Below are 13436 nucleotides of genomic sequence, written 5' to 3'. Positions count from 1 at the left end.
GTTGGTCCCTTCACGCGGGCAGCTGGGTCAGGAAGGCGGCCCAGTCGGTGTCGTCGGGGGTGATCAGGGCGTGGGCGGCGACCATGCTGCCGTGGAAGCCGCGGACGTAGCGGTACAGGCCGTCGGGCGTGCTCAGGCCGAGGGTGTGCGGGTTGACGAAGTAGACGTGACCGCCGCCGGGGACCGGGTCGCCGGGCTGGGGCCGGGGGCCGAGCCCGAGGGCCTTGTGGAGGGCGGCCCAGGTGGCGGGCCAGTCGGTGACCGGCGGGCCGAAGGCGGTGACCGGGGTCGCGTGCCGGCCGGGGAAGCGGTTGAGCTGCTCGACGAGGGTCGCGAAGAACAGCTGGGTGCCGTACTGCATGGCCTCGTATTCGTCGGACCAGTCGTCGCCGGGGAGGAATCCGCTGGTCACCGCGCGGAGCGTGGTCGCCGCGTGGTCGCGGGCCTCGACGAGGTATTCGTAGGCGACGAATCTGCCGTCGGGTGCGGGCTCCGACGCGTACGCGAAATGGTGTGGGGGGTTGGTGGTTTGGATCGTGCCGGTGGGGATCCAGCTGTCGCCGAAGGCGGTGCGGACGGTGTCGCCGTCGATCTCGGTGCGGCCGATGAACCAGGTGGAGATGCCGGGGCCGGTGGCGATCGCGTCCCAGATCTGGTCGGGGGTGGCGTCGACGGTGGCGTCGAGGCGGGTCTCGAATTCCTTGCCCATGTCGGTTACTTCTCTTCCGTCCGGGAGTCTTCGGTCCGGGAGTCGAGGGCTGGGTGGACGGCGACGACGAGGCGGTGCTTGCGGCCGGTTTCGCTGTGGTACTTGCTGAGCAGTGTGGTGACGCTGTCGGTGAGCTCGGCGGCGAAGGCGGCGCGGTCGTCGGGGGTGGCGAAGCGGATCTCGGCGTCGAGGGCGTACGTGGCGACGCGTTGTCGGGCCGAGGTGGCGCCGGTGATGAGGGCGCCGACGTCGCGGACGAGGCGGCCGGCGAGGGCGAGCAGCCAGCGGGCGGAGAGGCGGTCGGGGGCGCGGCCGGGGTCGGGGGCGACGGCGGCCATGGCGGCGGGGGAGATGACGTAGGAGGCGGCGGTGGCCTGCATCATGCGCTCGGTGACGTTGCCCTTGCGGCGTTCCTCGACGAGCTCGATGAGGCCGTGTTGCTCGAGGGTGCGCAGGTGGTAGTTGACCTTTTGCCGGGGCAGGCCGATCTTGCCGGCGAGCATGGTGGCGCTGCCGGGCTGGGCGAGCTCGGCGAGGAGCCGGCTGCGGATCGGGTCGAGGGAGACCTCGGCGGCGGCGGGGTCCTCGATGACGGCTATGTCGTGCATGGGTCCGACTGTCTCACCGAAAACAAAAGTTGTCTAGCCCGTAAATGTCGTCGGTTAGGCTGGCGGGTGTGGATCATTTGCTGCGGGACGGGTGGGTCGCTACTCCGCTGACGCACGGCCTGGTCAATGAGGTGACCAGGGGCGTGTGGCGGGTGCGGCGCGATGGCGGGACGGCGATCCTGAAGGTGGTGACGCCGCGGCGGGCGGGGGCGGCGGCGCATCTGGCGGCCAGTGATGATCCGGGGCACTTCAACTATTGGCGGCGGGAGGTTCTGGCGTACTCGTCGGGGGTGGCTTACTCGGCGTTTCCGCTGGTGTCGGCTCCGGCGCTGATCGAGATTGTGGAGTGCGCGGACGGGTCGGTGGCTATTGGGCTGGAGGATGTTGCCGCTTCGGGGTCGCCTGGCTCGTTGTCCCCCCGCGATCTTGGTGAGTTCGCGTTTCGGCTGGGTGCTGGGCAGGCGAGGTGGGTGGGCGCTCCGCCGACGCAGCCTTGGCTCGCGCGGGACTTTCTGCGGGACTACACGCTGAACCAGCCCGTCGACGGGGTGCTGGATTGGGATCATCCTTTGGTGGCGGCGGCCTGGCCGGCTTCGCTGCGGGAGAGCCTGCGGCGGTTGTGGGAGCGGCGTCTTTCGGTGCTCGCGGCTGCCGATGACCTTCCGCGCACGTTGTGCCATCACGATGTGTGGCCGATGAACCTGGTCGTCGCGGAGCGTGGCCCGGTCCTGCTGGACTGGGCGTTCGTGGGGCCGGGCGCGGTCGGCGAGGATGTGGCCAACCTGGCGCTGGACACGTTCTTCGACGGCCTGATCGACGTGGCGCTGCTCGAGCCGGTGCTGGCGGCGGTGATCGACGGCTATGTGCGCGGAATGGACGGGGCGGTCGACGCGGCCGTGGTCCGGCGGGCGATCACGGTGACCGGCGCGGCGAAGTACTTCTGGCTGGCGCCGCGGATGATTCTGCGGGCTTCACGGGAGCAGGCCGGGCCGGAGGTCTACGACAAACGGGCCCTGGCCGAGGTTTTCGCCGGCCGGCGGCCGGTGCTGGAGGTGGTGGCCCGGTGGGCGGATGAGGTGCTGGCGGGTTGAGGGCGGCCGAGCACCCCCTCGGTACCATCCATCCCAATCGTTGAGTACGGGGGTGTCCGATGCGCCGGCGTGGGTTGGCGGCTGTGGTGCTGGTGGTGGTGTGTGCGCTGCTCGTGGCGCCCGCTCCGGCGCTGGCCGCGGCCTGTGACTCGCTGCCGCCGAAAGCGCAGGTCTTCAAGGGTGTCCCGGCCGAGGACCAGGTGTATGCGCCGAAACGTCTCGCGCAGTTCGCGACCGGCAAGGGCATCCGGGTCGCGGTGATCGATTCCGGGGTGGACGCCGGCACCGCGCAGCTCGCTGGCCGGGTCGACCGGGGCAACGACTTCCTTCGGGACGACAAGAGTGGGCGGCAGGACTGCGTCGGCCACGGTACCGAGGTGGCCAGCATCATCGCGGCCCGTCCGGCCGCCGACACGGGTTTCCAAGGGCTGGCGCCGGGCGCGATCATCGTCCCGGTCCGCATCAGCGAGCAGGAGGAGGTCGACGGCAAGGCGGTCGGCGACCAGGGCTCGCCGGCGCAGTTCGCCGCGGCCATCGACTGGGCCGTCGACCAGGGCGACGCCCAGGTGATCAACCTGTCGCTCATCATGACCGGCGAGAGCTCGCTGGTGGAGGCCGCCGTCCGCCGGGCGATCGCCGCCGGGGTCGTGGTGGTGGCCGCGGCCGGCAACCACGCCACCGACCAGCCCGGCACCAAGACGTTCCCCGCGAGCGTCGACGGTGTCATCGGCGTCGGCGCGGTCGCTCCCGATGGTGTACGGGCCGACTTCTCCCAGCGCGGCGACTTCGTCGACCTGGTCGCCTACGGCAAGGGCGTGACGGCCGCCGCCCGCGGCTCGGGCCACACGACCGTGCAGGGCACCAGCTTCTCGGCGCCGTTCGTCTCGGCCACGGTCGCGCTGCTGCTCGAGCGTTTCCCCGGCCTGACACCCGCCCAGGTCCTCAACCGCCTGCAGGCCACCGCCGACCCCCCACCCGGCGGCCGCGACGAGTACGGGGCCGGCCTGCTCAACCCCTACCGCGCCCTGACCGAGACGCTGGCCCCGGCCGCCCGCGCTCCCGCGGCTCCCCAGGTGATGAACCCCAACGACCCGGCCGCCGCCGCCCTGGCCAATCGCCGGGCCCATTCCCAGCGCATGGCTCTCTGGTTCGCCGCCGTCGGCGCCGCCCTGGTTCTGCTGCTGGCCGCCGCCGCCCTGATCGTCCGGCGGGGCCGCACCCGCGGCTGGCAGCCGGCCGATCCCCGCCATCCCTGATCCGCCGCCGCGGCCGCTGGCTCGCATGCCCGTGGGTGGGTGCGCTCGGGGCGTCCGGCATCGGTCCCCGGGTGGCTTGCCATGGACCGGCCCGTGCCTGGTCACGCGCGGTGCCGCCTGTTGCGCTCGGCGTTCTCCGACCCCGCGCAAGGTTGAAGACAACTTTCCAGCCCTTCACCCGCATCGAGCTGGGCGTGTCGCATCGGGTGGGGCGGGACAGAGGCGTTGGCGGGCTGGGCGGTGGGGGAAACGTCCTGTGTTGCTGATGGTGTATGTGGGGGGCTGCCGAGTTTCGGGGGTATAGGGGTGGGGTTACGGTCCGGCCATGGCGATGAAAGCGCTTACAAAGGCGACCATCTATCAGGTTGCCCAGGTGGCTGGGGTTTCCATCGCCACGGTGTCGCGGGCTCTGCGGGACTCGGACCTGGTTACTCAGCAGACTCGGGAAAAGGTTTTGGCGGCGGCGCGGGAGTTGCAGTTCACGCCCAGCCGGCTGGGGCGGTCGCTGGCTGAGGGGCGGCATGCGGCGAACGGGATCGTGTTTCCGGATCTTGTGGGGCCGTACTACGCGGAGGTCGTGCTGGGGTACGAGGCGGCGGCGGCCGGGTTCGGGTCGAGCGTGCTGATTCTGGCTACTCGGGGGCGGGCTGACGCCGAGGCGGCGGTGCGGGACATGGCGTCGCGGGTGGACGGGCTGACCGTGATGGGGCAGTCGGTCAGTGACGAGTTCATCGCCAAGCTGGCGGCTACCGGGCTGCCGATCGTGTTGCTGTCGCGGGATCCGGTGCCGGGTGTGGACACGGTGCGGCCGCAGAACCAGCGGACGGCCGAGGCGCTCGTGGAGCATCTGCTCGAGCACGGGCACCGGCGCTTCGTGTTTCTCGGGGACCCGGACGTGGCGCCCGACTTCGCCGGCCGCTATGCGGGTACGCAGGCGGGGCTGGCCCGGGCGGGGGTCGCGCCGGCTGACCTCGTACGCGCACATGGGTTTGATCTTGATGCGGGCCGGGCGGCGGCGCGGGGGCTGGACGCGGACGCGGTGATCTGCGCGAACGACGAGCTCGCCCTCGGGGTGCTGCTGGAGCGCCCGACACAGATCGTGACCGGCTGGGATGACCTGCTGGCGGCGCGGTTCGCGGGGCTGACCACGGTGCGTCAGCCCATGCGTGAGCTCGGTGCGACCGCGGCCCGCTGGCTCAACCGGCGCATCACCGAAAGCAGCGACAAGCCCGCCGCCCCGCGGCGGCGGGTCCTTCCGACGCGGCTGGTCGTGCGGAGCAGCTGCGGCATCCACTCCCCGGAGGTTCACCGATGAGGCAACGATGCGAGGTTCACCGATGAGGCAACGATTCGTCGCCGCCGCCGCGTGTGCGGCGCTGGCGCTGAGTGTCGCGGCCGGCTGCGGGCGCGACTCGAGCGGAGGGTCCGAGACCGCCAAGGCGGTCGGCGAGGGCAAGGCCAGCGGAGAGATCACCGTCTGGGCGATGGGCACCGAGGGCGAGAAGCTCGCCGAGTTCGCGAAGGGATTCACCGCCGAGAATCCCGACGCCAAAGTCACCGTGACCGCCGTCCCGTGGGAGGCGGCGCATCAGAAAATCGCGTCGGCTATCGCCGCGAAGCAGACCCCGGACGTGTCGATGATCGGCACGACCATGCAGGGCGAGTTCGCCAAGACCGGCGCGCTCGACCCGACACCGACCGATCTGTTCCAGAAGAGCGCGTTCTTCCCGGGCGCCTGGGATACGACCGTCGTCGATGGCACCTCGTTCGGCGTGCCGTGGTACGTGGAGACGCGCGGCATCTACTACCGTACCGATCTGGCCGCGAAGGCGGGATTCCCGGACGGGCCGAAGACGTGGGACGACCTGACCGCGATGACCAAGGCGATGCAGACCAAGGCCGGCGCGAAATGGGGCATCAACCTGCAGCCGCCGAACAAGACCGGCAGCTGGCAGTCGCTGCTGCCGTTCGCCTGGTCGAACGGGGCCGACATCGCGGCCGGCGGGAAATACACGTTCGACACGCCGGAGATGACCGAGGCGCTGCAGTACTACCAGTCCTTCTTCACGCAGAAAGTGGCGCCGCCGAGCCTGCCGGCCGGCTCGATGGAACCGGCATTCGTCAAGGGTGAGGTCGGCGCGTTCATCTCCGGTCCCTGGCACGTCGGGATCCTGAACGACCAGGGCGGCAAGGACTTCACGGTCGCGCCGATGCCGACCGGCAAGTCGTCGACGTCGTTCATCGGCGGCAGCAACATCGCCGTGTTCAAGGACGCGAAGAACCGGGACGCCGCCTGGAAGTTCCTGGCCTGGCTGAGCAAGCCCGACGTGCAGGTGAAGTGGTATCAGACGGTGTCGGACCTGCCGGCCGTGCAGTCGGCATGGACCGATCCGGCATTGACCGGAGACAAAATCCTCAAGGTGTTCGGCGAGCAGCTGAAGTCGGCCAAGGCGCCGCCGCCGTATCCGACCTGGGAGCAGGTCTCGGCGGTGCTCGACACCGAGATCGAGAAGGTGTGCTCGGGCCGGGAGGAGCCGGCGGCCGCGCTGAAGGCGGTGCAGCAACAGGCCGACGCCATCGGGACCGGGGTCTGAGGTGGCCGTCACCGTGGTGCGGGCGGGCACCCACCGCGCCGTTGCCGAAAACCGGCCCGCCGCCCGGAAATGGCGGCGGGCCGTCACCGGCTGGTCGTTCGCGGCGCCGTTCACCGTGCTGTTCGTGGTGTTCGCGCTGCTTCCGGTGGTGGCGTCGCTGGTGATGAGCTTCACCGATCTGCGCGCCACGGATCTGCGGCACCCGTTCGCGGTCAACTTCGTCGGGATCGACAACTACACCCGGCTGTTCTCCGACGCGCAGTTCCGCCGGGCCGCGGTCAACACGGCCGTCTTCGTGGTCATCGGGGTGCCGTTGACGGTGGTGGCGGCATTGGCGGCGGCGAATGCGCTGAACTCCGGCCTGATCCGGCTCCGCGGCCTGTTCCGGGTCGGGTTCTACCTGCCGGTGGTGACCAGCATCGTGGCGATCGCGGTGGTGTGGCGGTTCCTGCTCGACCCGGGCGCGGGCCTGGTCAACGACGTGCTCGCCCGGGTCGGCATCGACGGCCCCAACTGGCTGGGCGACACCCGCACCTCGCTCGCCTCGATCATCGTGATGGCGGTGTGGCGGAACTTCGGGGCGCTCATGGTGATTTTCCTGGCGGCGCTGCAGGGCATTCCCGTCGACCTGTACGAGGCGGCGACGCTCGACGGCGCGGGACGGTGGCAGCAGTTCCGCCGGATCACACTTCCGCTGATGCGGCCGGCCCTGCTGTTCGGGGCGGTCATCACCGGCATCGGATTTCTGCAGCTGTTCGAGGAGCCGCTGGTGATGACGCAGGGCGGGCCGCTCTCGTCGACGCTGTCGGTGTCCTACCACATCTACAACCAGTTCGGATTCGGCAATTACGGGTACGCGTCGGCGGCGGCGTACGTGCTGTTCGTCGCGATCGTCGCCCTGTCGGCGCTGCAGTTCCGGCTTCTGGGGGCGCGCGATGACCGCTAGACGTGACCTGATCGCCCGGACCGTCCTCTACCTCATCCTGATCGCCGGGCTGCTGGTCGTGGTCGGGCCGTTCCTGTGGATGCTGCTGTCCTCGTTCAAGCCCGAGGGCGAGATCCGGTCGGTGCCGCCGACCTGGTGGCCGTCGCACTGGACCCTCGTCCATTACCGCGACCTGTTCGCCCGCCTCGATTTCCCGCGGTACTTCGCGAACTCGGCGATCGTCGCCGTCCTGGTGACCGTGGGGAATCTGCTGTTCTGCTCGCTGCTCGGCTACGCCCTGGCGAAACTGAACTTCCCGGGGCGCAAGGCGCTGTTCCTCATCGTGCTGGGCATGCTGATGGTGCCGGGCATGGTGCTGTTCGTGCCGCAGTTCGTGCTGGTCAGCAATCTGGGACTGGCCAACTCGTACGCCGGGCTGGTGCTGCCGTTTCTGGCCGGGCCGTTCGGGGTGTTCCTCATGCGGCAGTTCCTGTTGTCCATCCCCGACGACCTGATCGAGGCGGCCCGGGTGGACGGCGCCGGCGAATGGCGCATCTTCTGGCGGATCGTGCTGCCGTTGTGCCGGCCCGCCCTGGCGACGCTGGGGATTCTCACGTTCCTGGCGTCGTGGAACAACTTCCTGTGGCCGCTGGTCGTGGCCACGACCGACGACAAATACACGCTGCCGGTCGCGCTGGCGCTCTACAGCATCGGGCAGAACCGCATCTATTTCGGGCTGCTGCTGGCCGGCGCCGTCGTGGTCGTGCTGCCGGTGCTGATCGTCTTCCTCGTGCTGCAGCGGCAGTTCCTGCGCGGCATCGCCACGACCGGACTGAAGTGACGACCGGACTGAAGTGAGGAGAAACTGCCGTGCCGAGACGACTGCTCGTTTCGTTGGTGTCCTCGATCCTCGTTCTGAGTTTGCTGACCGCCGCCGCGCCCGCCGATCCGCTGCGCACCTACGCGCGGGACACGTGGCATTCGCTGGTGGCCATGACCGATCCCGCGACCGGATTGGTCGCCGACAACATCTCGGGCGACTTGTCCGTTAAGTCGACCTATACCTCGCCTACCAATATCGGCGGTTACATGTGGTCGGCCGTGGCGGCTCGCTCCCTGGGGATCATCTCGAGTCAGGAGGCGACCGCCCGGGTCTCGCGAACCCTCGACACGCTGCTAACCCTGAAACATCATGAAAAATCGGGCATGTTCTACAACTGGTACGACCCGCACACCCGGGCGGTCGTCACCACCTGGCCCGACGACGGGTCGACCGTCACGCCGTTCCTGTCCAGCGTCGACAACGGCTGGCTCGCCGCCTCCCTGCACGTCGTCGCCGGCGCGCTGCCGTCCCTGCGTACGAAGGCCTCGAAGATCTTGTCGGGGATGGACTTCGGCTTCTACTACAACCCGGACGCGGTCACCCCGGCCGGCACACACGGGCTGATCCGCGGCGGGTTCTGGGACACCGCGCCGCCCGGCTGCTCGGTCGCCGACCCGGCCCGCGCGGTCTGGTTCACCTGCAACCACTACGACATCACCGTCACCGAGCCGCGGATCGCCACCTACCTGGGCATCGCGGCCGGGCAGATCCCGCCGTCGGCGTACTTCAGCACGATGCGCACGCTGCCGGACACCTGCGACTACTCGTGGCAGGAGATGGAGCCGCAGGGGTTCACCGCCACCCACCTCGGCGTGCCGGTCTACGAGGGGTCCTACCGGTACCGGGGGATCACGTTCGTGCCGAGCTGGGGCGGCGACATGTTCGAGGCGCTGATGCCCGACCTGTTCGTGCCCGAGACGTCGTGGGGCCCGAACAGCTGGGGCCGCAACCACCCGGCCACGGTCGCCGCGCAGATCGAACACGGCCTCAACGACGCGAAGTACGGCTACTGGGGGTTCTCGCCGGCGTCGAACCCGTTCGGCGGTTACTCCGCGTGGGGTGTCGACGCGATGGGCATGGACACCGACGGTTACCCGTCCGACGTGCAGGGCGGCAAATATGACGCAGGGTTCGGCGCCTGCCGGGCCGCCGGGCCACCCGCCGTCTACGGCGACGGCGTGGTCACCCCGCACGCCGCGTTCCTCGCGCTGCCCTACGCGCGCCAGCCGGCCTTGCAGGACCTTTCCAAGATCAAGAGCAATTTCGACGCGTACGGCCCGGGCGGCTTCTACGACGCCGTGGCGGTCCGGTCGGGCACGGTCGCCAAGCGGTACCTGTCGCTGGACCAGTCCATGATCATGGGGGCGGTCGGCAATGTCCTGGCGCACGACGTGCTCCGGCGGGCCTTCGTCACCCCGCAGTTCGAGCACGCGATCCGGCCGCTGCTGGCCCAGGAGACGTTCAACGTGCCGGCCGGCCAGAGGCTGCCGCAGCTGCGCGGGACGGCCGGCCGATGACGATCGAGGACCAGGCGCGGGCCCGGTGGGCGGCCCTGATGGGCGGGGGCGGCGCGCAGGACCGCACGCCCGGGGAGCCGGTCGTGTCCGCGCTGCCCGCCCCGGCCACGGTTTCGGCCGTGGCCGGGCGCGGGCAGGTGACGGTCGCGTGGGACCCGGTTCCGGGCGCGATCGGCTACGCCGTGCACCGGGCGGAGTCGCCGGGCGGGCCGTTCGAGGTGGTCGACCACGGCGGCGGGGACGTCCTGGCCGTGCCGCACGGGCCGTTCGCGGACACCACCGGCGGGCGCGGCGGCTGGTATGCGGTCGCGGCGCTGGAGACGGTCAACGCGATCGGGCCCCTCTCCGACCCGGTCGCGGTGTCGGCCGCCGATGCCCCGTCCGGCGAAGTGGCCGTCACGGTCGGGGAGGGCGGCGGGCCGCTGCACCGGGTGTGGCAGGAGATGGTCGGGTCCGAGCACCTGAGCCATCTGCTGTCCACCGACACCACCGGGGGCCGGCCGATCGGGGCCGAGCTGCGGGAGGCGCTGCGCCGGGTGCACGACGAACTGGGGGTCCGGTCGGTGCGGGCGCACGCGATCCTCGGGGACGACCTCGGCGTGTACCGGGAGATCGACGGGCGGCCGGTTCACGACTTCCGGGCGGTGGACGCGGTCTACGACATCGTCCTCGGCCTGGGCATGCGGCCGGTGGTCGAGCTCGGGTACATGCCGCGGGATCTGGCTTCGGACCCGTCGCGGACGGTCTTCGCGTACGAGGGGATCATCTCGCCGCCGCGGGACTGGGACCGGTGGTACGACCTGGTCCGGGCGTTCACGGCTCACCTGGCCGACCGCTACGGGCGGGACGAGCTGCGCGCCCACTGGCGGTTCGAGGTATGGAACGAGCCGAACCTGTCGGTCTTCTGGTCGGGGACGCCGGCCGAGTACTGGCGGCTCTACTCCGAGGCGGCCCGGGCGGTGAAGTCGGTCGACCCGCTCCTGCGGGTCGGCGGCCCCGCCACCGCCGCGGTCGGCTGGATCGACGAGCAGCTCAAGGTCGGCGCGCCCGTCGACTTCCTCTCCACCCACGTCTACGGCACGATCCCGCTGGACCTGCGGCCGCTGGCCGGCGGCCGGCCGCTGCTGTGGACCGAATGGGGCGTGACCGCGACCCACGGCAGCCCCATCAACGACAGCGTGTTCGCGGCCGCGTTCCTGCTGAAGGGGATGCGCTCGGCCGCGGGCCGCGTCGACGCGCTGGCCCCGTGGGTGGTCTCCGACCACTTCGAGGAGCTGGGGCGGCCCGGGCGGTTCCTGCATGGCGGGTTCGGGCTGCTCACGGTGGGGAACCTGGCCAAGCCCAAGTTCTGGGCGCTGTGTCTGGCCCAGCGGCTGGGTGAGGACGAGCTTCCGGCGACGGTCACCGGGGACGGCGCCGGCAGCTTGGTCGAGGTGTGGGCGTCGCGGTACGCCGACGGTGGGCTGGGTGTGCTGCTGTGGAACAGCACGCTCGACCACGCGAAGTCGGCGGGGGACCAGGAGCTGGGGCGGCTGGTCCGCTTCACTGCGCCGCTGCCGGGGCCGCACACTCTTCGCGTGTGGCGAGTGGATGCCGGGCACGGCAACCTGGCCGGGGCCTGGCGGGGATCGGGATGGCCGACGGAGGACGAGTGGACGGCGTTGCGGGGGGCCGACTCGCTGCCGGAAGCCGAGGCTCCACGGCGGACCGCTCCGGGCGAGGAGATCGTCCTGGAGCTGCCGAACCCGGGCATCGCCTTTCTGGAGCTACGGCCCTCGGCCTGATGGGCCGGGCCCGCCCGGCGGCGGAAGTCGGAGCCGGTGTTGCAGCCAGGCCGAAAACGGCAGCCAAGGACCTTACTTGCGCGCGTACGGGAAAAGTTGCGTGAGCGAATGCAGGGCCGACTTGGCCGATGTCGCGGCGGCGGGGAGCAGCGGGAGGCGGACGGACGCGGTGGGGATGCGGCCCTCGGCGTGCAGGACGGCCTTGATCACCGTGGGGTTGGGCTCGGCGAACAGGCGGGAGCTCAGGCGGGCCAGGTGGTGGCCGAGCGGACGGGCGATGGTGGCGTCGCCGTCGCGCCAAGCCGTGATCAACGTGGCGTAGGCGGCGGTGGCGACGTGGGCGGAGGCCAGGATGCCGCCGTGGGCACCCATCGCCAGCAGCGGGGAGAGCAACACGTCGTCGCCGGCCAGGATCGTGAAATCGGGGGGTGCGGTGGCCAGGAACGCGACCGCCTCCTGATCGATCACGCCGGGAGCGAACTTGATGCCGGTGATGTTGGGAGTGGCGGCCAGGCGGTGCAAGGTCTCGGAGCTCAGCGGCTGGGCGGTGCGGTAGGGGACGTGGTAGACGACCAGCGGGACCGGGGACGCGGCGGCGAGGGCCTCGAAGTGGGCGAGGACGCCCTGCTCGCCGGGCCGCTGGAAGGGCGGGACCAGGCTCAGGGCGGCGGTGACGGCGGGGCGGTCGGCCAGCACCCGCAACTGGTCCTGGTCGTTGGCGCCGACGATCAGCGGGGCCTCGTGCTCGCGGCACACGGCGGCCAGCAAATCCAGCACGTCGCGGCGCTCGGCGGGGGACAGCGAGGCGGGCTCGCCGGTGGTGCCGAGCGCGACCAGACCGGTGGCGCCGTCGGTGAGCAGGGCGTGGGCCAGGGATTCCAGGGGCCGCCAGGCGACGGTGCCGTCGGCGTCGAAGGGCGTGATGACCGGGACGTAGAGCATGGGACTCACCGTGCCGTTCCGAGATGGGTTAGGTCCAGTTAGTTCTGCTTCCGGATCCGTTAGCGGCACTTAAACGTGCCGGTGGTGCGGCCACGGCGATGTATACGGTGGCGCCTGGCGATCAGATGAGTGCTTGGAGCCACGGGTCGCTCGCCCGCCGGCCGCGGCCGGGTCACCACTGGCCGATGAGCGGCGTGTCCGGGTCATGCCGTCGCCAGGCGTCGGTGAGGCGGGTGAGGCGGGTGGGGGCGGCGATGCCGCGCACGGTGTCGATCTTGACGCCGGTGATGTCGAACGTCACGGCGCCGGCGATCCGGTCGCTGAGCACGAAGAGGATGGCGGGGCCGCCGTTGACGAGCGCGTAGTGGACGGCGGGCGTGCCGCCGGCAAGTCGCCGTTTCGCCGGTGTGGGTGTGAAGCCGGCCCGTGCGACCGCGGCGATGCGCTGCGCGGTGTCGAACCGCAGCAGCGTCTCGGTCCGGCCGGCGCCGTCGGAGATCGCGATCGCGTCGTCGGTGAGCAGCGCCACCAGTCGTTCGGTGCGGCCCGACGAGGCAGCGGCGAGGAACTCCTCGACGATCCTGCGGGCGGAAGCCGGGTCGACCTCGCCACGGCGGCGGCGGGCGGCGGTGATGCGGCGCCGGGCCCGGTGCAGGTGCTGCTGGCTTGCGGCCTCGGTGACGTCGAGGATCTGGGCGATCTCGGTGTGGCTGTGGGAGAACGCTTCGCGTAGGACGTAGACGGCCCGCTCGGGGGGCGACAGGCGCTCCATGAGTGTCAGCACGGCCAGGGAGACCGATTCGCGCTGTTCGAAGGTGTCGGCCGGGCCGAGCATCGGGTCGCCGTCGAGGAGTGGTTCGGGCAGCCACGCGCCGGCACTGCGTTCGCGGCGGGCTTGTGCCGAGCGGAGCCGGTCGAGGCAAAGATTGGTGACGACCTTGGTCAGCCACGCCTCCGGTACCTTGATCCGCGTCCGGTCGGCGGCCTGCCAATGCAGGAACGTGTCCTGCACGGCGTCCTCGGCGTCGGCGGCGGAGCCCAGCAGCCGGTAGGCCAGCGAGGCCAGCCGGTTCCGGCTGGCCTGGAACCGGCTGGTATCGAAGCCGTCACCGGCGGTGCTGTCCACG

Annotated in this window: 12 protein-coding genes; 8 read left to right on the top strand and 4 right to left on the bottom strand. The window is 70.8% G+C overall.

Translation table 11 applies throughout. The features are described 5' to 3' along the window. Window positions 1–10: 10 nt before the first annotated feature. Together A3CQ_RS0142505 and A3CQ_RS0142500 are read right to left on the bottom strand one after the other, a co-directional pair. Complete coding sequence (locus A3CQ_RS0142505; protein WP_020517068.1) at window positions 11–709, bottom strand: SRPBCC family protein; 699 nt, start codon at window positions 707–709, stop codon at window positions 11–13. A 5-nt stretch (window positions 710–714) separates the two neighbouring features. After that, a complete protein-coding gene (locus A3CQ_RS0142500; protein ID WP_020517067.1) occupies window positions 715–1317 on the bottom strand; it encodes an ArsR/SmtB family transcription factor in 603 nt (200 codons plus the stop codon). A 68-nt stretch (window positions 1318–1385) separates the two neighbouring features. On the opposite strand from A3CQ_RS0142500, the gene A3CQ_RS0142495 reads away from it, so the two are divergent. The 8 genes from A3CQ_RS0142495 (at window position 1386) to A3CQ_RS0142460 (ending at window position 11367) form a co-directional block, all read left to right on the top strand. Then, window positions 1386–2408: a phosphotransferase gene (locus A3CQ_RS0142495; protein WP_026206826.1), complete on the top strand. Its 1023-nt coding sequence runs from the start codon at window positions 1386–1388 to the stop codon at window positions 2406–2408. 59 nt (window positions 2409–2467) lie between these two features. Beyond that, window positions 2468–3664, top strand: coding sequence for a type VII secretion-associated serine protease mycosin (gene mycP, locus A3CQ_RS0142490; RefSeq protein WP_026206825.1), 1197 nt, complete (start codon window positions 2468–2470; stop codon window positions 3662–3664). Between the two features lie 325 nt (window positions 3665–3989). Further along, the gene (locus A3CQ_RS0142485) at window positions 3990–4979 is read left to right on the top strand and encodes a LacI family DNA-binding transcriptional regulator (RefSeq protein ID WP_020517064.1); all 990 of its coding nucleotides are present in this window, start codon (window positions 3990–3992) and stop codon (window positions 4977–4979) included. A 22-nt stretch (window positions 4980–5001) separates the two neighbouring features. After that, window positions 5002–6258, top strand: a complete 1257-nt coding sequence (locus A3CQ_RS0142480; RefSeq protein WP_020517063.1) for a sugar ABC transporter substrate-binding protein — start codon at window positions 5002–5004, stop codon at window positions 6256–6258. A gap of 1 nt (window position 6259) precedes the next feature. Continuing rightward, window positions 6260–7204 (top strand): carbohydrate ABC transporter permease, encoded by a 945-nt coding sequence (locus A3CQ_RS0142475; protein ID WP_020517062.1) that lies wholly within the window; start codon window positions 6260–6262, stop codon window positions 7202–7204. Continuing rightward, the gene (locus A3CQ_RS0142470; protein ID WP_020517061.1) at window positions 7194–8024 is read left to right on the top strand and encodes a carbohydrate ABC transporter permease; all 831 of its coding nucleotides are present in this window, start codon (window positions 7194–7196) and stop codon (window positions 8022–8024) included. The genes A3CQ_RS0142475 and A3CQ_RS0142470 overlap by 11 nt, the downstream gene beginning before the upstream one ends. A 29-nt stretch (window positions 8025–8053) precedes the next feature. After that, the gene (locus A3CQ_RS0142465; protein ID WP_157296989.1) at window positions 8054–9583 is read left to right on the top strand and encodes a DUF3131 domain-containing protein; all 1530 of its coding nucleotides are present in this window, start codon (window positions 8054–8056) and stop codon (window positions 9581–9583) included. Beyond that, window positions 9580–11367 (top strand): GH39 family glycosyl hydrolase, encoded by a 1788-nt coding sequence (locus A3CQ_RS0142460; protein WP_020517059.1) that lies wholly within the window; start codon window positions 9580–9582, stop codon window positions 11365–11367. Before A3CQ_RS0142465 ends, A3CQ_RS0142460 begins: the two co-directional genes overlap by 4 nt. Window positions 11368–11439: 72 nt before the next feature. Here A3CQ_RS0142460 and A3CQ_RS56000 read toward each other — a convergent pair whose 3' ends face one another. Together A3CQ_RS56000 and A3CQ_RS0142450 are read right to left on the bottom strand one after the other, a co-directional pair. Continuing rightward, window positions 11440–12309 (bottom strand): dihydrodipicolinate synthase family protein, encoded by an 870-nt coding sequence (locus A3CQ_RS56000; protein WP_020517058.1) that lies wholly within the window; start codon window positions 12307–12309, stop codon window positions 11440–11442. 172 nt (window positions 12310–12481) lie between these two features. Further along, window positions 12482–13435, bottom strand: coding sequence for a sigma-70 family RNA polymerase sigma factor (locus tag A3CQ_RS0142450; protein ID WP_020517057.1), 954 nt, complete (start codon window positions 13433–13435; stop codon window positions 12482–12484). Between the last annotated feature and the right edge of the window lies 1 nt (window position 13436).

The organism is Paractinoplanes globisporus DSM 43857 (genome assembly GCF_000379645.1).
GTDB lineage: Bacteria > Actinomycetota > Actinomycetes > Mycobacteriales > Micromonosporaceae > Actinoplanes > Actinoplanes globisporus.
Note: the sequence above shows the minus strand (reverse complement) of the source record. Positions and strands in the feature narration are given on the sequence as shown.

Excerpts from the sequence above, each read along its gene's own strand:
- A3CQ_RS0142505 (WP_020517068.1), bottom strand. The coding sequence starts at position 709 with ATGGGCAAGGAATTCGAGACCCGCCTCGACGCCACCGTCGACGCCACC.
- A3CQ_RS0142500 (WP_020517067.1), bottom strand. The coding sequence starts at position 1,317 with ATGCACGACATAGCCGTCATCGAGGACCCCGCCGCCGCCGAGGTCTCC.
- mycP (WP_026206825.1), top strand. The coding sequence starts at position 2,468 with ATGCGCCGGCGTGGGTTGGCGGCTGTGGTGCTGGTGGTGGTGTGTGCG.
- A3CQ_RS0142485 (WP_020517064.1), top strand. The coding sequence starts at position 3,990 with ATGGCGATGAAAGCGCTTACAAAGGCGACCATCTATCAGGTTGCCCAG.
- A3CQ_RS0142480 (WP_020517063.1), top strand. The coding sequence starts at position 5,002 with ATGAGGCAACGATTCGTCGCCGCCGCCGCGTGTGCGGCGCTGGCGCTG.
- A3CQ_RS0142470 (WP_020517061.1), top strand. The coding sequence starts at position 7,194 with ATGACCGCTAGACGTGACCTGATCGCCCGGACCGTCCTCTACCTCATC.
- A3CQ_RS0142460 (WP_020517059.1), top strand. The coding sequence starts at position 9,580 with ATGACGATCGAGGACCAGGCGCGGGCCCGGTGGGCGGCCCTGATGGGC.
- A3CQ_RS56000 (WP_020517058.1), bottom strand. The coding sequence starts at position 12,309 with ATGCTCTACGTCCCGGTCATCACGCCCTTCGACGCCGACGGCACCGTC.